The following is a 24,948-nucleotide window of genomic DNA, read 5'->3' as shown; positions in this document are numbered from 1 at the left end:
CTTGTCCTGATTTAAATTTAATCCACTATAGTAAAACACAGAATGGATGGATTCTGTGCTATTTCTATGGCTTGTGATATTCGGATTACGACCAGATTACAACGTGACATCCTGATCTATTTGCGCCACGCTTATCAAGCCATCAAGTGTTTGCTCATTTGCGGAACGCTGTTGTCCTCAAATTTAATCAGGCTGGCTTTCGCGTGATAACCCAATACTTTGGCAACAAGTCCGCTCATGGTTTTTCTCAGCATACGGTTGTAGCGTTCTGCAGATCGATTGTAGGCACGTCGTGCGGATACAACATCGGTTTCGGCGGCGTCCAGCATTTCAAGCTGGCTTTTCAGACCTTGATCTGGGCGTTGTTTCAGGCTTTTTTCTAAAACTTCTTGCAGGGCGCGGAGTGAGTTGTTCAAGCTTGCTTCTGCGTTGCACAAGCGCGAAAGGGATTCAGGTGAAAATGATTTGGATGCTTGGGTCAATACGGCTTCAGCATCGCCACATGAGGACAATAAATTGCTGTCGACATTGTCATCTTCTCGTCCCAGATAAATTTTTGAAGCATCCAAAACATGTCTGACTGCCTGATGGCGGCATGCTAGGGCGATACGGAGTGCAACAAAAGATTCTTGATAATCTCTTTTGCAACGGTCTAATTTTTGTTTGAAGTTGAGCAGTAATACGGTCAGTATTACGGCGATGAAGATAAGACTGATGATTCCCATAGCGTGCATCCTTATTGTTTGTTGCTGTAATGTGTTGTTTGATTAGTGGATTAACTTTAAACCAGTACGGCGTTACCTCGCCTTGCCGTACTATCTGTACTGTCTGCGGCTTCGGCGCCTTGTCCTGATTTAAATTTAATCCACTATATATGCGGATTTTGCTGTTTGTGAGTAGATACAGTTAGCCGCTGTTTTAATTTAGTTTCGTGTAATTATACCCCAAATAAATTATTTTGCCCATTAGTCATAAAAGATTATTGTGGAAGACAATAGGGAGGATAGGCTACAGAGGCTCAGCTTGATGGAAAAATGAAATATTAATTTGGCAAAAAGGTCGTCTGAAAATTTTCAGACGACCTTTTGACTACGCTAGTTCAAACTTATTTGGCCAATTCGGCACGCAGTTTGTGGGTAACGTTCATCATCACTTGGAGTTGTTCCAGAGTTTCTTTCCAACCGCGTGTTTTCAGACCGCAGTCCGGGTTCACCCACAGGCGTTCAACCGGTACGACTTCGATGGCTTTGCGCAACAGGTGTTCCACTTCGGCTTCTGTCGGTACGCGCGGGCTGTGGATGTCGTAAACGCCCGGGCCGATATCGTTCGGGTATTTGAATTCGCCGAACGCAGTCAAGAGTTCCATGTCGGAACGTGAAGTCTCGATGGTGATGACGTCGGCGTCCATAGCTGCGATGGCGAGCAGGATGTCGTTGAACTCGGAGTAGCACATATGGGTGTGGATTTGTGTGCTGTCTTCGCAACCGGTAGAGGACAGGCGGAAGGATTCGCCGGCCCAGTTCAGGTAGGCATCCCAATCGGCGCGTTTCAAAGGCAGGCCTTCACGGATGGCAGGTTCGTCGATTTGGATGACTTTGATGCCTGCTTTTTCCAGATCCAATACTTCGTCGTTCAGAGCCAGTGCGATTTGTTTGCACACGGTAGAGCGTGGAATGTCGTTGCGGACGAAAGACCATTGCAGGATGGTTACGGGGCCGGTCAACATGCCTTTCATCGGGCGTTTGGTCAGGCTTTGTGCGTAAGTAGACCAAGCGACAGTCATGGCTTCAGGACGGCTTACGTCACCGAAGATAATCGGTGGTTTCACGCAGCGTGAGCCGTAGCTTTGTACCCAGCCGTATTGGGTGAACGCGAAACCGCTCAACAGTTCGCCGAAGTATTCGACCATATCGTTACGCTCGGCTTCGCCGTGTACCAGTACGTCCAAGTCCAGTTTTTCTTGCTCTTCAACTACCAAGGCGATTTCTTTTTTCATCGCGGCTTCGTAATCGGCGGCAGACAGTTCGCCTTTTTTGAAGGCTGCGCGTGCTTGGCGGATTTCGGTGGTTTGCGGGAAAGAACCGATGTTGGTCGTCGGCAGCAGAGGCAGGTTCAACCATGCCTGTTGCGCTTTGATGCGGTCGGCAAACGGTGATTTGCGTTGGTCTGCGTTGGCAGGCAGGTCGGCAAGGCGTTTGGCAACGTCTGCACGGTGGATTTCGCTGCTGTTGGCGCGTGAATCGGCGGCAGCTTGGCTGGCGGCCAGTTCTTCAGCAACAGAATCACGGCCTTCGTTCAATGCGGCTTTCAGAACGCGCAATTCTTGGGTTTTTTGCAGGGTAAATGCCAACCAAGAGTAGAGGTCAGGTTTGTTGGCTTTCAGTTTTTCTTCAACTGACAAGTCAAATGGGGTGTGCAACAGCGAGCAAGAGCTGGAAATCCACAAACGCTCGCCCAGTTTGGCTTTCAGAGGCTCGACAGTTTCCAAAACTTTGTTCAGGTTGGCGCGCCAGATGTTGCGGCCGTCGATAACGCCGGCAGACAGGACTTTGTCGTAGTCGGCAAATGCGTCCAGTTGTTCGGGAGCGCGTACCAAGTCGATGTGCAGGCCGTCAACGGGCAGGGCTTTCAACAATGCGGCGTGTTCGGCAACAGAACCGAAGTAAGTGCTCAACAGGATTTTGGCGTTTACTTTGCTCAAAGTGGCGTAAACGTCTTTGTAGGCTTCCACCCATTCTTTAGGCAGGTCAACAGCCAAAGCAGGCTCGTCGATTTGAATCCATTCGGCGCCGGCTTCAACCAAAGCGTTCAGGATTTCAACGTAAACAGGCAGCAGTTTTTGCAACAGGCTCAGGCGGTCGAATTCGACTGCGCCTTTTTCTTTACCTACCCACAGGAAGGTCAGCGGGCCGACGATGGTCGGTTTGGCTTTCAAGCCGAGGGCTTGGGCTTCTTTCAGTTGTTGAACGTAGTGTTTGGCGTTCGCTTTGAATTCAGTATCGGCATGGAATTCAGGCACCAAGTAGTGATAGTTGGTGTCGAACCATTTGGTCATCTCGATGGCGAATTGGTCTTTGTTGCCGCGCGCCAGTTGGAAGAATTGTTCCAAAGACAGGTTTTGGCTGTCGAAGCCGAAACGGGCGGGAATTGCGCCGGTAGCGACTTGCAGGTCAAGGATGTGGTCGTAGAAAGTGAAATCGCCTACGGCAACGTAATCGGCGTTGGCGGCGGCTTGGTGTTTCCAGTTTTTCTCGCGCAGGTCTTTGGCGACGTCGAGCAGCTCTTGTTCGCTGATTTCTTTGCGCCAGTATTTTTCTTGGGCGAATTTCAATTCACGGAAGGCGCCGACACGCGGGAAGCCTGAGAAATGTAATGTTGTCATGTTGAACTCTCCAGTTGGATTTTGTAAGGACCGGTTCAATCCGAATCGGTCGGTATTGTAAATCAGAATAGGGCGGATGGGGCGGCGTTTTGTTTTTCAGACGACCCCTGAGGTCGTCTGAAACCGTTTTCGGCTTTAAGGACGCACGCCTAAAATATGGCAGATGGCGTAAGTCAGCTCGCTGCGGTTGAGCGTGTAGAAGTGGAAATCTTTCACGCCTTCGCGGGACAGGACTTTGACCATATCGATGGCGATACTTGCCGCCACCAGATTGCGCGTGCCTTGGTCGTCGTCCAAGCCTTCATACATTTGCGACAGCCATTTCGGGATTTTGACGTTGGTTACTTGCGCCATTTTGCCGAGTTGCTTGAAGTTGGTAACAGGCAGGATGCCGGGAACGATTTCGACGTCGATGCCCAACATTACGCAGCGGTCGCGGAAGCGCAGGTAGCGTTCTACGTCGAAGAAGAATTGGGTGATGACATGGTTTGCACCTGCATCGATTTTGCGCTTCAGATTAATCAGGTCGGCTTGTGCAGATTTCGCTTCGGGATGCACTTCAGGGTATGCCGCTACGGAGATGTCGAAGTCGGCGACGGAGCGCAGGAGTTTGACCAAATCTTCGGCATAAAACGGTTTTTTCTCATAGCCGGGCGGCTCGTCACCGCGCAGGGCGACAATACGGCGGATGCCGCTGTCCCAATAGTCTTTGGCGATTTGGCGCAATTCGTCGGGAGAGGCGTCGATGCCGGTCAGGTGCGGCGCGGCTTCCAAGCCGGTTTCCTGTTGGATGCGTTTGACGATGCTGTGCGTACGGTCGCGTTCGCCGGAGTTTGCGCCGTAGGTTACGGATACGAATTTGGGATGCAGGGTTTGCAGGCGATGGATGGAGTCCCACAGCATGGTTTCCATTTGTTCGTTTTTCGGCGGGAAAAATTCGAACGAAACGTTGATGTCGCCTTTCAAGTCGGAAAGGCTGTTGTTTAACGCATTGATTTCTTTTGCGTAACTCATTGGCTGTGTACCTCGGTTGTCTTTTTTAAACGTTTTCAGGCTTGTATGATAAATTTGCCTTGTGTATGAGTCAAATTCAAAATTTTCAGAAAGTTTATGAATTATTTTAATATGGTTGCCATTATGTTTGCCTCTATTCACATGAGGGCAAGCCGGGGAGAAAATACATATTCTGATGTGTGGGAATACTTTGAAATTAAATGGATTTCAATGGCTTGTATTCTTGTTGGTAAAGCAAAAGCAATAGATGTTTTGTGCTTGAGTTGGCTATCAACCCATTCAAACGTCGTCTGAAAAATTTTCAGACGACATCTTGGTTTTTAGCTTGCAAATGATGTTGCCTCACTCAGCCTCTTCAATCCATGCCTGTTGTACGGCTTCGAGGATGCGTTCGCCGCAGCGTGCGGGATCGTCGTCGAAGTCGGGCAGCGCCATAATCAGGTCGCGCAGTTGGGTGAAGCGAACGGTTTTCGGGTCGATGCTGTCGCCGTGCAGGTCGTAGAGTTCCTCAGCGATGCGTTGGGTGTCTGTCCATTTCATGATGTCGTTCCTTTTGGAGTGTCCGAATGGGTTGATTCGGGATGGCTTGTTTAGGTTTTAATGCTTTGGGGAAAATTCGTGTCGGCAATGATTAATGCGTCTGAAATCGCATATGGTATTTTCCTATGTAATATTTTCAAGGCGTACGTTAATACATTTTTCTGACTTTCACTAAGGAAAATTTACACTTTGTCATGCAACCAAATCATTTGGAATGGTTCTTAAAGAAATCCATTATAGTATGAATAACAGGAAAATCGATGAACAACGCACTCAATGCCAAATTATCCAAACTTATTTACGCGCTCGCCTCCGATGATCCTAATTATCTTGCTAAAGCGGGCGTGTTCGACCGCCTGCTGCTGCTTATCCGCGAGCTTTATCAGATGCTGGACGAGAGCGAGGGGCTGAAGCGGCTTTCGCTGCGCCTCCGTTATGGCAAGCGTTACGGCATGATTGCTTTGGATGCCGCTGCGCCGGACGAAGATGCGGGCGCTTTGCGTTTGAAACGCTGGATGGTGTATTCGCGTATTGCGGAACGCATTGTCGGCTGCGGCAACGACGTGTCTGTGGCGCTTGACGATATGGCGGTGGAAAACGAAGAAGCAAAACAACGTTATATGGATGCCGCAAACAAAATCATCAAACGCTTCGGCTTGGCGGGATATGTCCCCGAACCGCCGAAATCCGTCACAACCGCAGCAAAAAACGAACCGGCACCGAAGCCCGAACCTAAGAGCATCATTACCCGTCATGGCAGCAGCCTCAGTATGCTGAACGCCAAAGGCAGAGTGGAAAATTACCCTGTTGCGCAAACCGTCGCTTCGATGAAAGTATCCCGCTTAAGGTTTGTCGTTCCACGTTCCAAATAAACGATTTGGCAGCGATTTGACGGAAGGTCGTCTGAAAACGGTCGGTAAGGCAGTTTCAGACGACTTTTTGTTTGCTCAAAATTTGGCAGGGGACGTCTGAACATTGCTGTATCCGTTTCAGACGACCTCTTTGCATCAATGATCTTCGCGCGCGTGGTTGATGGTGTATTTGGGGATTTCCACCACCAAGTCTTCGTCGGCAACCACTGCCTGACAGCTCAGGCGCGAGTCGGCTTCCAAGCCCCATGCCTGGTCGAGCAGGTCTTCTTCAAGCTCGCTCGGCTCTTCCAAGCTGTCGAAGCCTTTGCGGATGATGACGTGGCAAGTGGTGCAGGCGCAGGATTTTTCACAGGCGTGATCGACTTCGATGTCGTGGTCGAGCAGCACGTCAAGGACGGTTTTGCCTTCGGGTGCGTCTTCGATGACTGCACCTTCGGGACATAATACGGCGTGTGGGAGTACGGTGATTTTGGGCATTTTTATTGTCTCTTGTAATGGGTGGATAGGGTTTGTGGGTAATTTTCAGACGACCTTTTGTGATGAAAGGGTCGTCTGAAACCGTTTATAACACGATGCCTTTGTTTTTTAAATTTTCCAGACATTCGTCCAGATAAGCATCATTATGTTCGGGGTAAATCGGCGAATCGGCGGCTTCGATATCGTGTGCGGGATAAGGGGTAACTGCTTTGCCGCGGTACAGCGGGTCTTTCCACAGCGGGTCGGGTTTGTAACCGCGTTTTTCCATTTCTTCCATAATCAGCGCGTGATACAGATAGAGCTTGTCAGGCGAATGGGTGAAAACATAGTTTACCGTCGCGTGCGGCTTGCCCCAGCCTGCTCCGCGCAGGGCGGCACATTCGCGGTGTTGTCCTAAAAGCTGGGCGCGGGGGAGCAGGGGGATGAGGGTTTGGTGCCAGAGTCTCATTTAGTATTTAAATCATTTTTCAATTAAACATTTTCTTAATGATTTAAGAAAATGAGAAAATTCTTCTAGTAATTCAATACTGTTTTTATCTAAACCATCAGGGTCGAAATGCATAACATCATTTCTAATTTCACGAATTTTATCCAGTGTTTTTATAAATTCTTGTCTATCCAGGTTTAAATTGAGCCTCTTCCAAATTTCAGAATTACCTAAAATAGTTTGATAGCCCCCAAAGTTTAGATCAGCAATTGATTCTATTTCTTCTGAACTATCAGGCTTTTTTGCTTTTTTTAGCTCTTCATCTGATAGGTCAATTTTGTCAAGAATATGGCGTATGCCATTTTCTATTTCACTTATAAGTAAGAAAGGTTTTGAAAGCAAATGAAATTGTTCATTTAAATCATTGACTGTTACAATTCCAATAATTTCTTCATTGTTTGTGGAGTCTTTAATTAATACAAAATCATTTTGTGGGATTTTTGTTAAAACACTGAAAATTGTTTCATTTTTAGTAACTATAATGATATCCTCAGACATAAAATCTGAAACAGTTTTTTGGGATATATCTAACGACTTAGTAGTAATCAGTTTTTCTCCAATAGTTTTCCAACTGATAAAACCATTTACTCTCCTTTCATTTTGCATAACAGGTAGTTGGGAAAAATCATTTAAGAGCATAATAGTTAAAGCTTTAGATAGTGGCTCTGTTCGTGTAATGGAAATAGGTTTTTTATTTGCGGCATCTAGTCTCTCAATTTTATGACTAGGGTCTATATTAAAATTATTTGAAGAGGTTTTAGATGAGGCCTTTTTAAATGTAACAGTCCCATTTATGTTTGCTTGTTCAAAATCTGGTTCGGTAATTAACTCATATTTTCCTAATTCATAACGAATTTTATGGGTTATCTTTGCTCCTCTTCTAGATGCCTCGAACCATTCTAAAACATTGCGCAGAGGAAAGACTTGTTTTTTATTAGTAGGTTCTTTTGAATTTAATGCATCTTTTATAGCAATAAACTGATTTTCATATTCTTTCATTACCTTTAACCTTAATTTGTAAGTTAAATATTATCAATGTTGTACTCTGTTGGTATACGCTAAAGATTTCCTCCAGGTGTTTTGTAACAAATCAGTTAGTGTTCCCTTTTCAGACGACCTATGGTTTAGTGGCGTGGTTCGAGTATCTCGATGACGTTTTGCCAGTCCATAAGGCGGGCAAAGTCTAGGGCGGTCAGTCCTTCTTGCGTGGTGGCGGCCGGGTCTGCACCCAATTCGAGCATGGCTTTGACCAGGGGCGCGTTGCCTGCGATGGCTTCGTGATGGAGCGGTGTGTAGCCGTCTTCGTCTTGTTCGCGCAGGTAATCCGGGTTTTGTGCCAGCTGTTGGCGGAAGTCGTCCAGACAGTTTCGGCACATCGGATGTTCGTCCAGATTTTCGGGGTGTTCTTTTTCTTCGTAAACCAGTAAGACTTCTTCGGGATCGCCAAAGTCGATGCCCCATGCGGCATCGTGTTCTGCGCGCTCTTGCGGCGTCATTTGGATGCGGACTGCCTGTACGGTGAAGCCGCCGTAGGGGATGCCGTTACACAGGAACATCCAGTCGCTGATGTCGTCAACCGGAACGCAGACGCTTTCGCCTTGTTCTACATTGGTCAGGTCGTTGGGTTCGTTGACCAGCGTGCCGTAAATGTGGAGGCCGTCGAAGTAGATGTCGTTTATCCACATATGTTCGCAAATTTCGCCGTCTTCGCTGTCTTGGAAAAAAGGTACTTTGACCATGGCAAAATCCAAGGCGGGTATGATGCGGCGGTTTTCCCAATACAGCTCGCGCCAGAAATATTTGAATGTGGAACGTGCCTGTTCGAAGGCGCGGTTCATGAGTTCATTTTCCTGATCGATGCCGTAAACAATGGATTCGCTCATGGGATTCTCCTAAGGTCAAAGTGGATGCGGGTCGTCTGAACGGGACTGCCGGTGTGTTTTCAGACGACCTGATGCTTTATTGGACTAATATGCTGCCCCAGCCGTCGTAGTCGCCGTTGTTTTCTTGGGCGATATCGATCAACTCCCATGTGTCGTTGTCGATGTCGGTGAGCGGGGCGTTTTTGGAAAGTTGCAGGCGGTAGCTCGGATGGTCTTCTTCCTGCTCGATGCGGCCGCTGTCGCTGACGGTATAGCCTAATGTGCCGACTTTGGCGGCTGCGGCGTTCAGGTCTGCTTCGGTGTGGAAAAACAGCCAGTGATCGATGGGGCGGGGCTTATCGAGGCGGTCGCCGTCTTGTCGGAAACGGCGTAAAACCTGTTCGTTGCGGATGGCTTGCAACTCGTAGCTGTCCGGATACAGGAATTCTTGATAAAACGACCATTCGGCATCTTCGCTGATTGTGATGTCGCAAACACGGTCGTTTTGTGTCAGCAAGTTACGGCAGGCTTGGGCGAAGGTTTCGGCATCTCGGCTGTAAAAATGCCAATTTGCCGCGCCGTTTGTGGTGACTATGCCTGTGGGGATGTTGTCGTTGCCCGCCAGTCGGTCGATTTGGTCTTCGATGTCGTAAACCGCTTCGCTTTCTTCGGGCGTCGGGAAGCCGTGTTCGTTGGTTTGTTCCAATTTCATGCTGACGCGCACATGTTGCGGATACTCCGCCAGTGGCGCGACTTCGATTAAGGCAAGGTTGATGCGTAAGGCGGCGGGTGCGTCGCCAATGCGGCTGAAATAAACGTTCCAGTCTTGGGGGATGGAGGGGTTTTGCATGGGATGGGGGCGTCTGAAAAATAGTGTTTGAATTTTTTCAGACGACCTTTGTGTCTTTCGAGGTCGTCTGAAACTGTTTGCCGTCAAATATTATCGACACTTTGCCCTGTCAGCGCACGTTGGATGTTGCGGTTCATGCGTTTGGCGGCGAAGTTGTCGGTGCTGCGGCTGAGTTTGGCGACGGCGGCGCGGATGTCTTCGGCGTTGCCGTCTTTCAGACGACCTTGCAAATCGGCGATGTCTCGCTGGATTTGTGCAAGCTCTTCGGCATCCAGCAAATCGCTATCCAACTCAAGGGCGGCGTTGACGGCGTCGGTCAGGCTTTCGGCTTCGACCACGGCTTCGGCACGGGCGCGTGCCGCCATGTCTTCGGCGGCGTTGCTCATGCTGTCTTTGAGCATTTGGGTGATGGTGTCGTCGTCCAAGCCGTAGGAAGGTTTGACTTCGATTTGCGCCTGTACGCCGGTGCTTTGTTCTTGGGCGGAAACGGACAGCAGGCCGTCGGCGTCAACTTGGAAGGTAACGCGGATACGCGCCGCGCCTGCGGTCATGGGCGGAATGCCGCGCAGGGTGAATTTGGCAAGGCTGCGGCAGTCGGAAACGAGTTCACGCTCGCCTTGTACGACGTGTATCGTCATGGCGGTTTGACCGTCTTTGAAGGTGGTAAAGTCCTGCGCGCGCGCGGTGGGAATGGTGGAATTGCGCGGGATGATTTTTTCGGCAAGGCCGCCGTAGGTTTCCAAACCGAGCGACAGGGGGGTAACGTCCAGCAGCAGCCATTCGCCGTCGGTTTTGTTGCCGGCAAGGACGTTCGCCTGTATGGCGGCGCCGAGCGCGACAACTTCGTCGGGGTTGAGGTTGTTCAGCGGGGTTTGTCCAAAGAAGGTAGCGACTGCTTGTTGAACGTGCAGCATACGGGTGGAACCGCCGACCATAATCACGCCTTTGATGTCGGCTTTGGTCACGCCCGCGTCTTTCAGTGCCTGTTTGACCGGCTCTATGGTTTTTTGCACCAGATTTTGCGTCAGGTGGTGAAATTCTTGGCGGGTAATGACGGTATGGATTTTGCGGCCGTCTGAAAGCGTGGCTTCAACGACGGCTTCGGTTTGGCTGGTCAGTTGTTCTTTGGCGGCGCGGACAAGGGAAAGCAGAAGCTGGCTGTCGCGCTCGTTGAGTTTGGAAAGGTCGTTTTGTTCGAGCAGGTGGCAGAACAGGCGGTGGTCGAAATCATCGCCGCCCAATGCGCTGTTGCCGCCGGTGGCTTTGACTTCAAACAGCCCTTTGGTCAGTTGCAATACGGAGACGTCGAATGTGCCGCCGCCCAAGTCGTAAACGATAAACGTGCCTTCCGAGGCGTTGTCCAGCCCGTAGGCAATCGCGGCGGCGGTCGGCTCGTTGAGCAGGCGCAATACGTTCAAGCCTGCCAAACGCGCGGCATCTTTGGTGGCTTGGCGTTGGGCATCGTCGAAATAGGCGGGAACGGTAATGACGGCACCGACCAAATCGCCGCCTAAAGTTTCTTCGGCACGCGATTTGAGGGCTTTGAGGATTTCAGACGACACCTCGATAGGCGTTTTGGCACCTTGGCGGGTGTTCAGCTCGACCACGCGTTCATTGGGCGTGAACCGGTAGGGCAGGTATTGCGCGTCCTGAGCGAGGTCGGCAAGCGTGCGGCCAATCAGGCGTTTGGCGGAGCTGATGGTGTTCAGCGGGTCGGTTTTTTGGGCGGCGAGGGCGGCTTTGCCGACTTCGACGGCATCGCCTTCGCCGTAACGGACGACGGAGGGCAGGGTGGTGCGTCCGTCAATATCGGTCAGACAAACCGGGCTGCCGCTGCGGACGGTGGCAACCAGGCTGTTGGTCGTACCCAAGTCGATGCCGACGGCGAGGCGGTGTTGATGCGGAGCGGCGGACATGCCGGGTTCGGAAATCTGCAAAAGAGCCATGATTGTGTGCCTTTTGATGCTGTATTTATTAGGATAGGTCGGTATTTTAACAGATTTCGGGCGGATAGTTGAGTGGTTTGGTAGGGAATTGGCTGTGGTTAGAGGATTTGCATTTTTAGATAAAAACAAAGCCGACCGGATTGTTTTTCAGGTCGGCTTTGTGTCTAAACATGGATGCCGTCGATTTCGGCGTACCGTTTTGCTTTTTCTTCCTCGTTTAAAAACGAGGCTTTGAACGAGTTTTTGCACAAGGTGCGGATGTCTGCTTCATTCAAATCCAATGCGTCGGCAAGTTCGATGAAATTTTGGTTGAGGTAGCCGCCGAAGTAGGCGGGGTCGTCTGAATTGACGGTAACCAATACGCCACGCTCAAGCATGCGGCGCAGGTTGTGCCGGGACAGGTCGCCGACGACTTTGAGTTTGAGGTTGCTCAATGGGCAGACGGTCAGGGGCATTTGTTCGGCAATCAGACGCTGCATAAGGGTTTCGTCTTCTTCGGAACGTACGCCGTGGTCGATGCGGACGACTTTCAGCAAATCCAACGCTTCCCAAACGTATTCGGGCGGGCCTTCTTCGCCGGCATGGGCGACGGCGGGAAAACCTTGCGCGCGGGCTTGGGCGAAGACGCGCTCGAATTTCGAGGGCGGGTTGCCGAGTTCGCCCGAATCCAGTCCGATGCCGTCGATATGTCGTCTGAAAGGCTGCGCTTGGGCAAGCGTTTCAAACGCGGACTCTTCGCTCAAATGCCGCAGGAAACACATAATCAGCCTGCTGGAAATGCCCCATTTTTCCTGCGCTTCCAGACGTGCACGGGTAATGCCGTTGATGACGGTTTCAAACGGTACGCCGCGCGCGGTATGGGTTTGCGGGTCGAAGAAGATTTCGGTGTGGGCGACGTTGTCCTCGCGGCAGCGGGCGAAGTAGGCGGTGGTCAGGTCGTAAAAATCCTGCTCGTGGAGCAAGACCGCCGCCGCAGCGTAGTAAATATCGAGGAAGGATTGCAGGTTGTGAAAATCGTAAGCGCGGCGCACGGCGTCCACATCCGCATAGGGAATGGAAACGCCGTTGCGCTCGGCGATGGCGAACATCAATTCCGGCTCGAACGTGCCTTCGATATGGACGTGCAATTCGGCTTTAGGCAGGGCGCGGATTAAGGTGTGTACGGTCATAGGCAGCACCCGCTCGGTCAATAGTGGCGGCGGCGGAAGTAGAACATTCCTTCGCTGTCGAGTTCGAGGATGTAGCGGCCGTTTTGAACGGCGGCATAACCGCTTTTGCCTGCCTGATAGGGTTGCAGGGCGGCGTGGGAGAGGAGGTAGCTTGTCAGTTTGCTGCCGTCTTCGGCAATGTTGCCGACCAGTTTGGCAAACAAGGCATGGCATTTGCCGTTTTCAGTCCAGCCTAAAGGCTCGCCTTTGTCGCCGGTTTCCATACATTTGCCGCTGATGACTTCCAAGTCGTTGGGGTGGTTGCCGATCAGTTGGATGACGTTTTGTTCGGACAAGCCGTTAATCGGATAGCTGATTTGTTTTTTGCCGTCGTTGGTTTTGCCTTCGCTGCTTTGTCCTAAATCCAAGCTTGCGATGGCGTTGTTGTCGATGTATTTGACTTTAAACGCGGGCTTTGGCGCGGCTTCGGCGGCATTTTGGGCGGGCTCGGCAGGAGCTTCGGATTTGCCGCAGGCGGCAAGCAGGAGGGCGGATAAGAGAATCGGAAAGGCTTTCATCGGATATTCCTTGTTTTAAACAGGAAAAGGTCGTCTGAAAATAGCGGGCTGCTTTTTCAGACGACCTTTTGAGATTTACTTCAATGGGCGGATGCCGACGGCGTCGCGTACTTTGTCCAGCAGTTCGCGCGCTTCTTTGCGCGCTTTGGCGGCGCCTGTCTGCAGGATGTCTTCGATTTGCGAAGGGTTGGCGGTCAGCGCGTTGTAGCGTTCGCGCGGTTCAGCCAGCTCGGCGTTGATTTTGGCGGCCAAGAGTTTTTTTGCTTCGCCCCATGCCAAGCCTTCGGCAAGCATTTGTGTGAATGCTGCGGTTTCAGACGGCGTGGAGAAGGCTTTGTAGATTTCAAACAAGGGGCTTTCGTCGGGCTGTTTCGGCTCGCCCGGCTCTTTCATGTTGGTGATGATTTTGTTGACCGATTTTTGGGTTTTCTTGTCGTTTTCCCAAAGCGGAATGGTGTTGCCGTAGGATTTGGACATTTTGCGTCCGTCCAAACCGACCAAGAGTTCGACGTTTTCGTCGATTTTCACTTCGGGCAGGGTGAAGACTTCTTTGAAGCGGTGGTTGAAGCGTCCGGCGATGTCGCGCGCCATTTCGACGTGTTGGATTTGGTCGCGACCGACGGGCACTTCGTTGGCGTTGAACATCAGAATGTCGGCGGTCATCAGGATGGGGTAGCTGTACAGACCCATTTCTACGCCGTGGTCGTGGTCTTCCTGATTGTTTTCAGCGTTTGCCTGCACGGCGGCTTTGTAGGCGTGGGCGCGGTTCATCAGGCCTTTGGCGGTGATGCAGGTCAAAATCCAGTTCAATTCCATCACTTCGGGAATGTCGCTTTGACGGTAGAAGGTGGTGCGCTCGGGGTCGAGCCCGCAGGCAAGCCAGGTGGCGGCAACGGCTTGGGTGGATTGGTGAATCATCTCCGGCTCGTGGCATTTGATGATGCCGTGGTAGTCGGCGAGGAAGAGGAAGGATTCAGTATCGGGGTTTTGCGCCGCGCGGACGGCAGGGCGGATGGCGCCGACGTAGTTGCCCAGATGCGGGATGCCGGTGGTGGTTACGCCGGTGAGGACGCGTTTCTTGCTCATGGGGATATCCTTAAATGGCTCAAGGTCGTCTGAAAATGAAATAGGGATGGATTATACCTGATTCTGATGCGTTTCAACTTTACGGAAATCGGCGGTTTCAGGTAGGAGTCTCAACACAACGGACGGGTAAAACCGTCAAGTCAGTTGCGTGAAATAATAATATAGTGGATTAACTTTAAATCAGGACAAGACGACGAAGCCGTAGACAGTACAGGTAGTACGGTAAGGAGAGGTAACGCCGTACTGGTTTAAAGTTAATCCACTATAAAAACGGATGACTTGTTTTTGGCGGAGTTTCAAATATATCCGTTCTGCTGCGCATCGAGGTCTTGCAGCGGACTATTGTCGAAGCCGTATGGTTGTAGGTGACTTGCGCATCGGTAAAATGCCAAGTTTCGATTTCGTTATTGTACACGTCTGTCGAATGTGCGCCAGATTTCGGCGCATGAGCCGCCGCCGGCATTTCATGCGACAAATTTAGGTTTAGGGGTTTCACGGTTTGGGTAGTCGGTTGGGTGCAGGCTGCTTTTGGGATATTGCCGTATTCTGTTTTCATTTCGTTTGGAACAGCGGGCCTGCAATTTGATTCACGGCGTTTTGCAGCTTTGCCGCCTCACCCAATGTCCAATATTCGCCGCTGTTGATGGTCTGCCCATAAACAAAATCACATTTGAAGCGGAAGGATTTTTGTACGGGCAGGAACACAAAGCAGAAAATATCGGCTTCGGGCGCGAAAATTTGTTCCTGCAACACAAAGTCAGGCGCGTTTTGGAGCGCGGCGGCAAGGGTAAGGCAGCGTCCGGTATCGTCGCCCACAAGGTTGCAGTAAAACAGGTCGTGCATTTTTGTTCCGTATCGTGCAGGCTGCCTGAAACATCAGCGTTTTTTCTGCCGTTTTTTGCATTTACGCCGTAAAAATAGCGGCCAGTATGGTTTGGTAAAAATAGCCCCAGTTTACAATGGCGCCGATGATGCTCTCCATTTCAAAATGGTGAGTACCCACCATGAACGGCAGGGCAATGAATAATGCAAATAATCCCAACCGTATCAGTTTAAGCTGTTTTTCATTAAACCAATAACGGCTTATTTCTATCAAAATCAGGCCGACATTGATGCCGATAAAGAATAAGGACGCGATTAGGCTGATAAACGAGATGATGACAAAGCGGTAATAATCCTGGCCAGCTTCATCATCCGCCGCCGATTTGCCCTCTTGACCGCTGCGCAATTCGGTTGCTTTGGTCGTTATTGTGTTTAAAAAATATTCGGCCAATTCCGCCTGCTCGGCTTGCGTGGACGTGTCCGTATTGGGAATATAAAGCGGAACGCCTTCCGCATGCAGTCGGCGGTATTTCATGATATCCGGATGCCCGACAATATTTTGCCGTACAGCTCCAAAGAGGCAAAAGAAAGCGGTGTAAACGTCCGGCTCATGCTGTCAAACATCCAGAAATTAAACTTAAATAAAAAAATCAAAAATATGCCATGTATGATAATGATGATAACAAGGGCTTTTTTCATGTTCGGATGGTTATACGGTTTAAAGGAATCAGAAGGGGATTAAACTTGTTTGCGGCTTGTTTTGGCTGGATTAAGCTGAAAGGGGTAAGACATTTGCGGCAGAACCGATTACAGGAAGTCCACTATTTCGCAGTAAAATGCTTGCACGACCTACGCGTTTTGCTGTTTCGTTTCATCGGTGTGGGGCTGTGTGGTGATTTCATCTATCAGTGCACAGAGGGAGGCGTTTAGCATGGTTGCCCTTATCCAATACGAAATACAGTATGTCAATGCCCTTTAACAGCCTGCGTCGCGCATCGGCGATGTGGCTGTTGAAAAATATTTTTGCAGCAGTTCGGTGCGTTGTTTATCGTTTTGGGGCAGGCGGCTTCAGGCAGTAGCATGATTTTGTTCCATTATGGTGGACTGCGGTTGTGCCAGCGCGTATGCGGGTAGGTAAAGCATCATTAACATGGCGCTCAGGATGTCACAAAAAATGTTCTTCGGTCTCATCATCGCCCTATTGCAGGTCGCTAGGCAGGCAGTAGGCGCGGAACACGCAGTCCCATTCGCTTTGAATGGCGGGAAAATCCAGTCCCAAATCCAAATAGAAATGGTCGCGCTGCTGCTCCACAAAACCCCATGCTGCGCGGTTGGCGCGCACGCATGGCAGATGCAGGTAGCAGGTAGGGATTTCGGCAAATGAAACGGATTTAATAAAACACTACCAGCTGTCGCGCTTCATGCGGTCGAGTTGGCGGCGGTCGCGTTTGGTCGGTCTGCCGTCGGGATACGCCGCGCTGATGCGGCTTGCTTGGTCGAGTTGTTTCTGCGCTTCGCGTTCGGCGGCGGTTTTCATGTCTTCTTCATAAAGCTGACGCGCTTCGGGGGCGGGGCGGCGCTGGTGGTTGAGTGCCAATACTTTGATTTTGTAAGGCAGTGAATTGAGCGTCAGGTCGATGATGTCGCCTGCGCTGATGTTTTTGCTGTTTTTGACTTTGGCGCCGTTGACCTGAACCCTGCCCAATTCGATATGTTTTTGAGCCAGCGCGCGGGTTTTGAAAAAGCGCGCGGCCCAAAGCCATTTGTCGAGCCGCATCGCCGTAGTGTCGTGTTCGTTTTTCATAGCCTGTTTGAAATGATTGAACTGAATGGAAGTTTATCATAAGATACGGCACTTCATTTGTTTAGTGCAGATATACTATATCATCCGTAAAAGGTCGTCTGAAAAGGCATCCGCCCGATTATCTGCCGTTTTGCACGGCATATCCTCCATGAGAAATGCTGCCAAATATGCCTGATTGGCGTATGATAGCGGCAGCGTCCCTACCGAGAGCTTCACCCTATGAAACCAGTTTTTTTGGATTTTGAACAACCCATCGCTGAATTAACCAATAAAATCGAAGAGTTGCGCTTTGTGCAGGGCGAATCCGCCGTCGATATTTCCGATGAAATCGCCAGATTGCAGAAGAAAAGCAACGACCTGACAAAATCGATTTTCAACAAGCTGACGCCCGCTCAGATTTCGCAGGTTTCACGCCATCCCCAACGTCCTTACACCTTAGATTACATCCAAGCCATTTTCACCGATTTTGAAGAGTTGCACGGCGACCGCCATTATTCAGACGACCATGCCATCGTCGGCGGTTTGGCGCGCTTCAACGGACAAAGCGTGATGGTTATCGGCCATCAAAAAGGCCGTGACACCAAAGAAAAAATCCGCCGCAATTTCGGTATGCCGCGCCCTGAAGGCTACCGTAAAGCGTTGCGCCTGATGCAGACCGCCGAGAAATTCAATATTCCCGTGATGACTTTTGTCGATACGCCGGGCGCGTATCCGGGCATCGGCGCGGAAGAGCGCGGTCAGTCCGAAGCCATCGGACGCAACCTATACGAATTGACCCGCCTGCGTGTGCCGGTTTTGTGTACCATTATCGGCGAGGGTGGTTCCGGTGGCGCGCTGGCGATTGCGGTCGGCGATTACGTCAATATGCTGCAATATTCGACTTACTCGGTTATCTCTCCGGAAGGTTGCGCTTCCATTCTGTGGAAAACCGCTGAAAAAGCGGCAGATGCCGCGCAAGCCTTGGGCATTACCGCCAAACGCCTGCAAGAATTGGATTTGATTGACAGCGTGATCAGCGAACCTTTGGGTGGGGCGCACCGAGACTTTGAAACGACCATGAAAAACGTCAAAACGGTGTTGGAAACCCAATTGCACGAAGCGCAAAATATGCCGATGGCGGACTTACTGGCGCGCCGTTTCGACCGGATTATGGCTTACGGTAAGTTTACGGATAAGTAAACAATTAATGTGTAGAAAAGCAGGCAGAAGCCCCCCCTGCCTGCTTTTTCATTTCTAAGAACTTGCCTTGCCGACAGCATAGATTACGCCATATGAACCCGACGTCGTCTGAAAACCTTCCGCCTCAATGCCGCAGTTTGTTGGAAACCTTGCGTCTTTCGGCGCGTTCGCTTCCTGATGGTTGTACGGTAACGGTCGGATTGAGCGGTGGTTTGGATTCGGTGGTGTTGCTGCATATGCTCGCGTGTTTGCGGGAAGAGCTTGGATTGGACGTACACGCTTTGCACGTTCATCACGGATTGAGCCGCAATGCGGATGACTGGCTGGGGTTTTGCACACGCTTATGCCAAGAATGGAATGTGCCGTTCAGAAGCGTAAAAGTTGAAGTCAAAAAAGACGGCTTGGGAATCGAAGCCGCCGCACGGAAAGCGCGTTATCAGGCGTTTTCAGACGACCCCTCCGGCATCATCGCGTTGGCGCACCATCAGGATGACCAAATTGAAACATTCATGCTCGCGGCGGTTCGCGGCGGCGGTATCAAAGCACTTGCCGCTATGCCGCCATGGCGCAAGCTGGATGAGGAAACGCAAATTTGGCGGCCGCTGCTGACGTTTTCCCGAAAAGAATTGGAAAGCTACGCCGCTGCCTGCAATCTGCCGAACATCGAAGATGAAAGTAACGCCGATACAGCTTTTTTAAGGAATTGGATGCGTTACGAGGCGTTGCCGGTTTGGCGGGAGCGCATTCCGAATTTCGACCGTCATGTTTGTGCCAACATCCGTTCGTTACAAACAGATTTGGCGATTTTGGACGAAGTTGTCGATGCGGATTATCAGACGGTTTGTCAAAGCGGGCGTTTCCAAGTCAGCCGTTGGCAGACATTCAGCGAAGCACGCCGCAGCCGGATTCTTTGGCGTTTTTTTAAGGAGAATGGGATTGTGGAAAGTTCTCCGAGAAAGCTGGCGGATTTCGCGCGGATACTGTTGGAAGCAGAAACTGCACAATGGCAGTTCGGCGAAACATCGGTATGTTTATACCGGGATTTTTTATTTATATTGAAACAAAGCCAGTTTGCAGACGCGGATTGGATAAAGGGAAAAGAAGTCAGAGGTCGTCTGAAAGATATTCTCCAAGAAAACGGATTTTTTCTAGTGCCGCACCGCAACGGATTGCCCGAATCGGTCTTGGAAGAAGAAGGAATCATTCGGACGGCGGGCAGTGATGATATGATGAATGTAGGTTTTTTGTATAAAAACGTTAAGAAAGTGTTGCAAGAAAACCATATCGTACCGTTCGTCAGAAAATGCTGGCCGATTATCACAAATACTGACGGAAACTGCATTGCTATTGTTAACCTTACGGTAAGCCACGATTTTCAAGGGTTTGACGGTTTTTTACCGGTTTACGGAAAATTTTTGAGATATAAATGGAACTAAATACGGCGGCAGTTGTCTTTAACTGGCACGGCACGCTTTACTATTTTATAGCTTATAATGCAGTTATTATAAAAGGTAAGATATGAATGATCGCCAGATTGATCAGGCCTTGGTAGAGCGCGCGCAGAAGGGCGAACAAAAAGCATTCGAGTTGCTGATGTCCAAATATCAGCGTCGGCTCATTCGATTGATTTCCCGTTTTGTCAAAGACGAACACGAAGTCAATGATGTGGCTCAAGAGGCAATGATTAGGGCTTATCGGGCCTTGCCGAATTTCCGGGGTGAGAGTGCTTTTTATACTTGGTTGTACCGGATTGCCATCAATACAGCCAAGAATTTCTTAGTAACATCAGGAAAGCAGCCGTTCGTCAGTGCAGAGGCTGCTAACGAAGACGGGGATATTTTGGATTTATCGGATCAGATTGCGGATTACCATACGCCGGAAGCTGAAATGATCAATCGGGAAATCCTGCAAACAGTCGAATCAACAATTTCGCATTTGCCCGAAGACTTACGCAAAGCCATTACCCTGCGGGAAATGGACGGTTTGTCTTACGAGGAAATAGCCAAAATTATGGATTGTCCGATAGGAACGGTCCGCTCCCGTATTTTCAGGGCGCGGGAAGTAATAGCAAAAGATTTGAGGCCGCTGCTGGAAACCTCTGAAAATCAAAGGTGGTAAAAAAATGGTAACAACTATGGATACAACAAGAGAATATGTTTCCATACTGATGGATGGAGACCAAGTAAGCGAAGAAATGCTTGACCGTCTGTTGTCCGACGATGCCGCTGCCGAAGCGTGGTACGAGTACCATCTGTTAGGCGATTGCATGCGCTATAAAGAAGGGACAGGGCGTGATGCGGATTTCATGCAAAGCGCGGCATTTACCGCTACGCTTGCGGAAATCAGCGAAGAACACAAACAGCGTCATGAAGCCGAAGTTGCCGCTGTGATGCCTGTTGTTAAGGAAGTACAGGCTGCGAACAGTTCCTTCTTCAAATCCTTCGCCGTCGCCGCCAGCGTGGCAGCGGTTGCCGTGGCCGTATGGCAATTCGGTCCGCAAGTGAAGGGCGACTCTTCAGGCATGGTTGCTGAAAAAGCTGTTGAAACTAAAAACCAACAGGAAAATATCGTACCCGTAGCCGCCAATCCGACAGCCAAAAATGCTTCGGATGCCGTGGTAATGCCTGAATCCGCAAAGAATGACAAAGGTGTGAGTCAGACTACGGTTCGAACCGAAACGCAGGTTCAACAGGATTCCGTCGTTCATTAAGCTGCATAGAGATACAGATTTCCATCAAGTAGAGAAATCCCTTCCCGAGCTATTCGGGCAGGGATTTTGTTTTTGACCGGACGCATCTTGAGGTCGTCTGAAAAAGCGGGTTGAACAAAGTCGGACGGTATTGAGCTGTATCCTTTTTATTTGAATCCGCTATATAATGCGGCACATGAAATTGATTACCTCCGCGCAAAACGAGCAGCTCAAGCATTTGTCCAAGCTGTTGACACAATCTAAAGCACGCCGGGAATACGGGCAAACCGTGTTGGAAGGCGTGCATCTTTTGCAGGTCTATTTAGAGGCGGGATACACGCCCAAGCAAGTGTATTTGCCCGAAAGTAAAAACACGCATCCTGAAATCCGAAATTTAATCAGTAGTTTGGACGAAGATGGTATTACTTGGGTCGGAAACGAAGCCTTGTCTAAAATCACCAGTCTGAACGATGCTGACGATGTGATAACTTGGATAGAGATTCCGCCGCAAGGTGATTTGCCTTTAAACGGCGACTGCGTGGTGTTGGACAGGCTGCAAGACCCGGGCAATGTCGGGACGGTTTTACGCAGCGCAGCAGCTTCGGGCATCAGGCAGATTGTGTTGGGTAAGGAATGCGTCGATATTTGGTCGCCCAAAGTATTGCGTGCGGGTATGGGGGCGCATTTTCTGTTGGGCATATACAGCCGCGTTTTTCTACCGCAGTGGCTGGATGCTTATCAGGACAAAATATGGGCGACCGCTTTAGACGGGCGAAACCCTTCCGACTTGTACCAACTGGATTTAAATGCTCCTTGCGCTTGGGTTTTCGGCAATGAAGGCAGCGGCGTGAGTCGGGAAATTTTGGAAAAAGTCGACGGCAGCGTCAGAATCCCGATGCTGGGACAGACCGAGTCGTTAAACGTCGCCATGGCGGCAACCGTATGCCTTTTCGAGCAAATGCGCCAACGTATCGGCTAAACCGTTTTCAGACGACCCCTCAGAGATTATAGTGGATTAAATTTAAATCAGGACAAGGAGAGGTAACGCCGTACTGGTTTAAAGTTAATCCACTATAAACATACCATTTAAAATTAAGGAATAACCATGCAATTGCAAGCATTTGACGAAGCGTCGCGCGTACGCCTGATGGAGCTGCTCGATGCCAAATCGGAACACCACAACACCATGCGCTGCGATGAGGTGCAGGCGTTTATGATGGCTTTGTTGAGCGGTCCCGATGCGCTGAACCCGAATGACTGGCTGCCTGAAGTTTTGGGCGACGAATCCTTATTTGATGCCAAAGAGCGCACCGAAATCGAGCGTTTGGTCATCGGTTTGGCAGCGGATTTGCGCATCAAACTCAGTAAAAAAATGCTGCCCGATTTGTGGTTATACGAAGATGCCGCCTCCAATCCCGATGTTTATACTTGGTGTAACGCTTATCTCTATGCTTTGGATATCGTTCCGACCGATTGGTTTGAGGCGGTTGATCAGGAAGAATTTGAAGATTTGTTCTATCCGATTATGGCCTTGGGCGGGATTTACGATGAAGAGCGAAACGGCGAAATCATCCTGCACCTGACCGAAAAAGAACTCGCCCAGCTCGAATCCGAGCTGCCGCATGTGTTGCTGGATATTTATTGGTATTGGCAGGCAATCATCAACAAACCGCAAACGGTACGCCGCGAAGGCGACAAAACCGGACGCAACGACCCTTGCCCTTGCGGCAGCGGTAAGAAATACAAAGCCTGCTGTAACAAATAAGCGTTCAAAAACCAAAGGTCGTCTGAATTTTCAGACGACCTTTGGTTTTGAAGATATGGCTTAGAAAAACGAAGCCAGCCATACGGATAGGACAGTCAGCATAATGGTCAGTGCGCAGCCGATTTTGGCAACCGTACCGATGATAAAGCCGATAAACGTACCGATGCCGACTTTGCCTGCCTGCCAACTGTCTTTGCGGGCGATGAATTCGCCGCTGGCTGCGCCAATCAGAGGGCCTAACAGCAGGCCGGGGATGGCGAAGAATGCGCCCACAATGCCGCCGATAAATGCTCCCCAGACGGCGGTTTTACTCGCACCCGTATATTTTGCCCCCAGCGCGCCCGCGACATAATCCATTGCCGTGCCGAAAATGGCGACAACGGCAAGGAAAATGAGTGTGCCGGAACCGAAAACCTGATAGTCGCCGGCGTAGCCCAACAGCCATGCGCCGACAAACATCAAGCCCAATCCCGGCAAGGCGGGGTAAATCGTGCCAAAAATGCCGACCGCTATGGCAATCAGACCGAGGATAATCAGGATGGCAGTCATCGCTTTCTTTCAAATATGAAGTGGTATAACGGCAGTATTATGGGGATGTTTCGGCTGATTTCGATAAGGCCGGATGCAAGAAAATGAAAATTTATATCGGGATGTTGCAGCTTGGGATAGGGAATTGAGCATTGCGGGATATTTCATTGAAAGGCGGTTTAAGAGAAATCAAATAGATTTTTGTATGAACATAAAGCCTTGTCTGCAAACCGCGCTAAACATTTTTGCGTTGAACAAATTTCCTGAAAAAGGTCGTCTGAAAAAATGAATTTCGGTGTTTTCAGACGACCTTTGATGTCTTAATTTCAGTAAAACATTGTTAATAACGAGTGCTTACTCTATAATCACGCCCGATTTAATCGGATAAAGTGTTGGTATTTAAAATAAAAACAAAAATATGGATATCAGATGTAATGCAACAGCAGCTTCCGCCGATATCCGCTTTAATCCGTTTCCTCTTCAAGATTTTTTTACAAACAATGGAGTGTTCATGTCCACAATGTTTTTTATCCAGTTCGCCATCGTACTGGTGTGTATCTTAATCGGCGCGCAGGTCGGCGGCATCGGCTTGGGCGTGCTCGGCGGTATCGGGCTGGCGGTTTTGGCCTTCGGTTTCCATCTTGAGCCGACCAGTCCGCCGATTGACGTGATGCTGATGATTATGGCGGTCGTTTCCGCTGCCGCATCGATGCAGGCAAGCGGCGGCTTGGACTACATGATTAAAATCGCTACCCGCGTTTTACACCGCAATCCGAAATACATCACTTTCATCGCGCCTATGGTGACTTATCTGTTTACCGTATTGGCAGGCACGGGACACGTCGCTTATTCGGTATTGCCCGTCATTGCCGAAGTCAGCCGCCGCAACGGCATCCGTCCTTCCCGCCCGTTGACGATGGCGGTCATCGCGTCGCAATTCGCCATTGTTGCCAGCCCGATTGCGGCCGCGGTCGTCGCCTGCGTGACCTACCTTGAACCGCAACACATCACGATGGCCGATGTGCTGAAAGTGACTGTTCCTTCAACTGTTTTAGGTATCGGCCTTGCCTGCATATTCGTCAACAAGCTCGGCAAAGAGTTGAAAGATGACCCGCATTATCAGGCGTTGCTGAAAGACCCGGAATATGTAGAAGCCAATGAAAAAGATTCGACTGAAGTATCCAATGCGCCTGTCAGCAAAGAGGCGAAACTTTCGGTCGGGATTTTCCTTGCCGCCGCATTGCTGGTGGTGGTCATGGGTGCCGTACCGGAGTTGCGCCCGACCTTCCAAACGGAAGAAGGCCCGAAACTGATGGGCATGGCGCACACCATCGAAATCGTCATGCTTTCCGCTGCCGCGCTGATTATCCTGCTTTGCAAACCGAATGGTAACGCGATTACCAAGGGCTCGGTGTTCCATGCGGGGATGCGTGCCGTTATCGCCGTTTTTGGCGTGGCATGGCTGGGCGACACATTGATGCACGGTCATCTGGCCGAAGTCAAAGAAACCGTATCGCATTTGGTCGAAACTGCGCCGTGGACTTTCGCGTTTGCCCTGTTCGTTTTGTCCGTCTTGGTCAACAGCCAAGGGGCGACCGTTGCCACGCTGTTCCCCATCGGCATTTCGCTGGGCATTCCCGCTCCGATTATCATCGGCACGTTTGTCGCGGTGAACGGCTATTTCTTCATCCCGAACTACGGTCCGATTATCGCGGCGATTGATTTTGACAGCACAGGTTCGACCAAAATCGGCAAATTTATTTTCAACCACAGCTTCATGATCCCCGGCCTCTTGAGCATGGCGTTCAGCTTGGTATTCGGTTTGCTGCTGGCGAATTACTTCTTTTAAGGTCGTCTGAAAAAAGGTCGTCTGAAAACACAAAATAGGTTTGAACTGGCCCCCAAATCTTGGACACTCA

The 24,948-nt window shown here is 50.2% G+C and carries 27 protein-coding genes and 1 pseudogene; 10 read left to right on the top strand and 18 right to left on the bottom strand.

What is annotated here, in order from left to right:
* Positions 1-134: 134 nt before the first annotated feature.
* The 5 genes and pseudogenes from HMPREF3277_RS11490 to iscX all read right to left on the bottom strand — a co-directional run bounded on the left by HMPREF3277_RS11490 (position 135) and on the right by iscX (position 4,936).
* Positions 135-725: a LemA family protein gene (locus HMPREF3277_RS11490; RefSeq protein ID WP_009311368.1), complete on the bottom strand. Its 591-nt coding sequence runs from the start codon at positions 723-725 to the stop codon at positions 135-137.
* 43 nt (positions 726-768) lie between these two features.
* Positions 769-888, bottom strand: a pseudogene (locus HMPREF3277_RS15420) (IS5/IS1182 family transposase); the annotation flags it as partial.
* 217 nt (positions 889-1,105) lie between these two features.
* Positions 1,106-3,382 carry a 5-methyltetrahydropteroyltriglutamate--homocysteine S-methyltransferase gene (gene metE, locus HMPREF3277_RS11485; RefSeq protein WP_070871194.1) on the bottom strand — a complete coding sequence of 759 codons (2,277 nt, stop codon included), beginning with the start codon at positions 3,380-3,382 and terminating at the stop codon, positions 1,106-1,108.
* Between the two features lie 135 nt (positions 3,383-3,517).
* Positions 3,518-4,396, bottom strand: a complete 879-nt coding sequence (gene metF, locus HMPREF3277_RS11480; RefSeq protein WP_016686752.1) for a methylenetetrahydrofolate reductase — start codon at positions 4,394-4,396, stop codon at positions 3,518-3,520.
* A 342-nt stretch (positions 4,397-4,738) separates the two neighbouring features.
* The gene (gene iscX, locus HMPREF3277_RS11475; RefSeq protein WP_003742471.1) at positions 4,739-4,936 is read right to left on the bottom strand and encodes a Fe-S cluster assembly protein IscX; all 198 of its coding nucleotides are present in this window, start codon (positions 4,934-4,936) and stop codon (positions 4,739-4,741) included.
* 260 nt (positions 4,937-5,196) lie between these two features.
* On the opposite strand from iscX, the gene HMPREF3277_RS11470 reads away from it, so the two are divergent.
* A complete protein-coding gene (locus tag HMPREF3277_RS11470) occupies positions 5,197-5,808 on the top strand; it encodes a hypothetical protein (protein ID WP_070871193.1) in 612 nt (203 codons plus the stop codon).
* 135 nt (positions 5,809-5,943) lie between these two features.
* Here the strand turns inward: HMPREF3277_RS11470 and fdx are convergent, their stop codons facing one another.
* The 11 genes from fdx to HMPREF3277_RS11415 all read right to left on the bottom strand — a co-directional run bounded on the left by fdx (position 5,944) and on the right by HMPREF3277_RS11415 (position 15,599).
* Positions 5,944-6,285 carry an ISC system 2Fe-2S type ferredoxin gene (gene fdx, locus HMPREF3277_RS11465; RefSeq protein ID WP_003764447.1) on the bottom strand — a complete coding sequence of 114 codons (342 nt, stop codon included), beginning with the start codon at positions 6,283-6,285 and terminating at the stop codon, positions 5,944-5,946.
* A gap of 85 nt (positions 6,286-6,370) precedes the next feature.
* On the bottom strand, positions 6,371-6,733 hold the full coding sequence (locus HMPREF3277_RS11460; RefSeq protein ID WP_003764487.1) for a TIGR02328 family protein: 363 nt from the start codon (positions 6,731-6,733) through the stop codon (positions 6,371-6,373).
* Positions 6,734-6,745: 12 nt separating this feature from the next.
* Positions 6,746-7,771, bottom strand: coding sequence for a CBS domain-containing protein (locus HMPREF3277_RS11455; protein ID WP_003764444.1), 1,026 nt, complete (start codon positions 7,769-7,771; stop codon positions 6,746-6,748).
* Between the two features lie 125 nt (positions 7,772-7,896).
* Complete coding sequence (locus tag HMPREF3277_RS11450) at positions 7,897-8,655, bottom strand: DUF2314 domain-containing protein (RefSeq protein WP_003764458.1); 759 nt, start codon at positions 8,653-8,655, stop codon at positions 7,897-7,899.
* 76 nt (positions 8,656-8,731) lie between these two features.
* The gene (locus HMPREF3277_RS11445; RefSeq protein WP_070871192.1) at positions 8,732-9,484 is read right to left on the bottom strand and encodes a DUF695 domain-containing protein; all 753 of its coding nucleotides are present in this window, start codon (positions 9,482-9,484) and stop codon (positions 8,732-8,734) included.
* An 83-nt stretch (positions 9,485-9,567) separates the two neighbouring features.
* Positions 9,568-11,430: a Fe-S protein assembly chaperone HscA gene (gene hscA, locus HMPREF3277_RS11440; protein WP_070871191.1), complete on the bottom strand. Its 1,863-nt coding sequence runs from the start codon at positions 11,428-11,430 to the stop codon at positions 9,568-9,570.
* Between the two features lie 164 nt (positions 11,431-11,594).
* Positions 11,595-12,599: an adenosine deaminase gene (locus tag HMPREF3277_RS11435; RefSeq protein WP_070871190.1), complete on the bottom strand. Its 1,005-nt coding sequence runs from the start codon at positions 12,597-12,599 to the stop codon at positions 11,595-11,597.
* A 17-nt stretch (positions 12,600-12,616) separates the two neighbouring features.
* Entirely contained in the window at positions 12,617-13,156 is a 540-nt protein-coding gene (locus HMPREF3277_RS11430) for a hypothetical protein (protein ID WP_070871189.1), read from the bottom strand.
* 75 nt (positions 13,157-13,231) lie between these two features.
* Positions 13,232-14,242, bottom strand: coding sequence for a tryptophan--tRNA ligase (gene trpS / locus HMPREF3277_RS11425; RefSeq protein WP_070871188.1), 1,011 nt, complete (start codon positions 14,240-14,242; stop codon positions 13,232-13,234).
* A 552-nt stretch (positions 14,243-14,794) separates the two neighbouring features.
* Positions 14,795-15,085, bottom strand: a complete 291-nt coding sequence (locus tag HMPREF3277_RS11420; RefSeq protein WP_003764448.1) for a hypothetical protein — start codon at positions 15,083-15,085, stop codon at positions 14,795-14,797.
* A gap of 61 nt (positions 15,086-15,146) precedes the next feature.
* Entirely contained in the window at positions 15,147-15,599 is a 453-nt protein-coding gene (locus tag HMPREF3277_RS11415) for a hypothetical protein (protein WP_003764462.1), read from the bottom strand.
* Between the two features lie 639 nt (positions 15,600-16,238).
* On the opposite strand from HMPREF3277_RS11415, the gene HMPREF3277_RS11410 reads away from it, so the two are divergent.
* Positions 16,239-16,448 (top strand): hypothetical protein, encoded by a 210-nt coding sequence (locus HMPREF3277_RS11410; protein WP_141765225.1) that lies wholly within the window; start codon positions 16,239-16,241, stop codon positions 16,446-16,448.
* Between the two features lie 18 nt (positions 16,449-16,466).
* On the opposite strand, the gene HMPREF3277_RS11405 is transcribed toward HMPREF3277_RS11410, so the two are convergent.
* Positions 16,467-16,868 carry an RNA-binding S4 domain-containing protein gene (locus HMPREF3277_RS11405; protein ID WP_003764455.1) on the bottom strand — a complete coding sequence of 134 codons (402 nt, stop codon included), beginning with the start codon at positions 16,866-16,868 and terminating at the stop codon, positions 16,467-16,469.
* A 219-nt stretch (positions 16,869-17,087) separates the two neighbouring features.
* Between HMPREF3277_RS11405 and HMPREF3277_RS11400 the strand changes: the two genes are divergently transcribed.
* From HMPREF3277_RS11400 to HMPREF3277_RS11375, 6 genes are all read left to right on the top strand, one after another.
* Positions 17,088-18,047 carry an acetyl-CoA carboxylase carboxyltransferase subunit alpha gene (locus HMPREF3277_RS11400; RefSeq protein WP_036491589.1) on the top strand — a complete coding sequence of 320 codons (960 nt, stop codon included), beginning with the start codon at positions 17,088-17,090 and terminating at the stop codon, positions 18,045-18,047.
* Positions 18,048-18,139: 92 nt separating this feature from the next.
* Positions 18,140-19,483: a tRNA lysidine(34) synthetase TilS gene (gene tilS / locus HMPREF3277_RS11395; protein WP_070871187.1), complete on the top strand. Its 1,344-nt coding sequence runs from the start codon at positions 18,140-18,142 to the stop codon at positions 19,481-19,483.
* Between the two features lie 82 nt (positions 19,484-19,565).
* Positions 19,566-20,165 carry an RNA polymerase sigma factor RpoE gene (rpoE, locus tag HMPREF3277_RS11390; protein WP_003758517.1) on the top strand — a complete coding sequence of 200 codons (600 nt, stop codon included), beginning with the start codon at positions 19,566-19,568 and terminating at the stop codon, positions 20,163-20,165.
* 16 nt (positions 20,166-20,181) lie between these two features.
* The gene (locus tag HMPREF3277_RS11385) at positions 20,182-20,757 is read left to right on the top strand and encodes a sigma-E factor negative regulatory protein (RefSeq protein ID WP_246830812.1); all 576 of its coding nucleotides are present in this window, start codon (positions 20,182-20,184) and stop codon (positions 20,755-20,757) included.
* 175 nt (positions 20,758-20,932) lie between these two features.
* Complete coding sequence (locus tag HMPREF3277_RS11380) at positions 20,933-21,715, top strand: TrmH family RNA methyltransferase (protein ID WP_070871250.1); 783 nt, start codon at positions 20,933-20,935, stop codon at positions 21,713-21,715.
* Positions 21,716-21,841: 126 nt separating this feature from the next.
* On the top strand, positions 21,842-22,501 hold the full coding sequence (locus HMPREF3277_RS11375) for a YecA family protein (RefSeq protein ID WP_070871185.1): 660 nt from the start codon (positions 21,842-21,844) through the stop codon (positions 22,499-22,501).
* Between the two features lie 60 nt (positions 22,502-22,561).
* Here the strand turns inward: HMPREF3277_RS11375 and HMPREF3277_RS11370 are convergent, their stop codons facing one another.
* Positions 22,562-23,050 carry a DUF456 domain-containing protein gene (locus HMPREF3277_RS11370; protein WP_003767142.1) on the bottom strand — a complete coding sequence of 163 codons (489 nt, stop codon included), beginning with the start codon at positions 23,048-23,050 and terminating at the stop codon, positions 22,562-22,564.
* Positions 23,051-23,123: 73 nt separating this feature from the next.
* On the opposite strand from HMPREF3277_RS11370, the gene HMPREF3277_RS11365 reads away from it, so the two are divergent.
* Both HMPREF3277_RS11365 and HMPREF3277_RS11360 read left to right on the top strand, forming a co-directional pair.
* Positions 23,124-23,318 (top strand): hypothetical protein, encoded by a 195-nt coding sequence (locus HMPREF3277_RS11365; protein ID WP_003767161.1) that lies wholly within the window; start codon positions 23,124-23,126, stop codon positions 23,316-23,318.
* Between the two features lie 231 nt (positions 23,319-23,549).
* Entirely contained in the window at positions 23,550-24,878 is a 1,329-nt protein-coding gene (locus HMPREF3277_RS11360; protein WP_070871249.1) for an anaerobic C4-dicarboxylate transporter family protein, read from the top strand.
* The last annotated feature ends 70 nt before the right edge of the window (positions 24,879-24,948 follow it).

Source organism: Neisseria sp. HMSC70E02 (assembly GCF_001838645.1).
GTDB classification, from domain to species: domain Bacteria; phylum Pseudomonadota; class Gammaproteobacteria; order Burkholderiales; family Neisseriaceae; genus Neisseria; species Neisseria macacae.
The sequence above is the reverse complement of the archived record's forward strand: the minus strand, read 5'-3'. Positions and strand labels throughout refer to the sequence as shown.

Coding starts and splice junctions, on each gene's coding strand:
- HMPREF3277_RS11490 (WP_009311368.1), bottom strand. CDS start 725: ATGGGAATCATCAGTCTTATCTTCATCGCCGTAATACTGACCGTATTA.
- metE (WP_070871194.1), bottom strand. CDS start 3,382: ATGACAACATTACATTTCTCAGGCTTCCCGCGTGTCGGCGCCTTCCGT.
- metF (WP_016686752.1), bottom strand. CDS start 4,396: ATGAGTTACGCAAAAGAAATCAATGCGTTAAACAACAGCCTTTCCGAC.
- iscX (WP_003742471.1), bottom strand. CDS start 4,936: ATGAAATGGACAGACACCCAACGCATCGCTGAGGAACTCTACGACCTG.
- HMPREF3277_RS11470 (WP_070871193.1), top strand. CDS start 5,197: ATGAACAACGCACTCAATGCCAAATTATCCAAACTTATTTACGCGCTC.
- fdx (WP_003764447.1), bottom strand. CDS start 6,285: ATGCCCAAAATCACCGTACTCCCACACGCCGTATTATGTCCCGAAGGT.
- HMPREF3277_RS11460 (WP_003764487.1), bottom strand. CDS start 6,733: ATGAGACTCTGGCACCAAACCCTCATCCCCCTGCTCCCCCGCGCCCAG.
- HMPREF3277_RS11455 (WP_003764444.1), bottom strand. CDS start 7,771: ATGAAAGAATATGAAAATCAGTTTATTGCTATAAAAGATGCATTAAAT.
- HMPREF3277_RS11450 (WP_003764458.1), bottom strand. CDS start 8,655: ATGAGCGAATCCATTGTTTACGGCATCGATCAGGAAAATGAACTCATG.
- HMPREF3277_RS11445 (WP_070871192.1), bottom strand. CDS start 9,484: ATGCAAAACCCCTCCATCCCCCAAGACTGGAACGTTTATTTCAGCCGC.
- hscA (WP_070871191.1), bottom strand. CDS start 11,430: ATGGCTCTTTTGCAGATTTCCGAACCCGGCATGTCCGCCGCTCCGCAT.
- HMPREF3277_RS11435 (WP_070871190.1), bottom strand. CDS start 12,599: ATGACCGTACACACCTTAATCCGCGCCCTGCCTAAAGCCGAATTGCAC.
- HMPREF3277_RS11430 (WP_070871189.1), bottom strand. CDS start 13,156: ATGAAAGCCTTTCCGATTCTCTTATCCGCCCTCCTGCTTGCCGCCTGC.
- trpS (WP_070871188.1), bottom strand. CDS start 14,242: ATGAGCAAGAAACGCGTCCTCACCGGCGTAACCACCACCGGCATCCCG.
- HMPREF3277_RS11420 (WP_003764448.1), bottom strand. CDS start 15,085: ATGCACGACCTGTTTTACTGCAACCTTGTGGGCGACGATACCGGACGC.
- HMPREF3277_RS11415 (WP_003764462.1), bottom strand. CDS start 15,599: ATGAAATACCGCCGACTGCATGCGGAAGGCGTTCCGCTTTATATTCCC.
- HMPREF3277_RS11410 (WP_141765225.1), top strand. CDS start 16,239: ATGTTCTTCGGTCTCATCATCGCCCTATTGCAGGTCGCTAGGCAGGCA.
- HMPREF3277_RS11405 (WP_003764455.1), bottom strand. CDS start 16,868: ATGAAAAACGAACACGACACTACGGCGATGCGGCTCGACAAATGGCTT.
- HMPREF3277_RS11400 (WP_036491589.1), top strand. CDS start 17,088: ATGAAACCAGTTTTTTTGGATTTTGAACAACCCATCGCTGAATTAACC.
- tilS (WP_070871187.1), top strand. CDS start 18,140: ATGAACCCGACGTCGTCTGAAAACCTTCCGCCTCAATGCCGCAGTTTG.
- rpoE (WP_003758517.1), top strand. CDS start 19,566: ATGAATGATCGCCAGATTGATCAGGCCTTGGTAGAGCGCGCGCAGAAG.
- HMPREF3277_RS11385 (WP_246830812.1), top strand. CDS start 20,182: ATGGATACAACAAGAGAATATGTTTCCATACTGATGGATGGAGACCAA.
- HMPREF3277_RS11380 (WP_070871250.1), top strand. CDS start 20,933: ATGAAATTGATTACCTCCGCGCAAAACGAGCAGCTCAAGCATTTGTCC.
- HMPREF3277_RS11375 (WP_070871185.1), top strand. CDS start 21,842: ATGCAATTGCAAGCATTTGACGAAGCGTCGCGCGTACGCCTGATGGAG.
- HMPREF3277_RS11370 (WP_003767142.1), bottom strand. CDS start 23,050: ATGACTGCCATCCTGATTATCCTCGGTCTGATTGCCATAGCGGTCGGC.
- HMPREF3277_RS11365 (WP_003767161.1), top strand. CDS start 23,124: ATGCAAGAAAATGAAAATTTATATCGGGATGTTGCAGCTTGGGATAGG.
- HMPREF3277_RS11360 (WP_070871249.1), top strand. CDS start 23,550: ATGTTTTTTATCCAGTTCGCCATCGTACTGGTGTGTATCTTAATCGGC.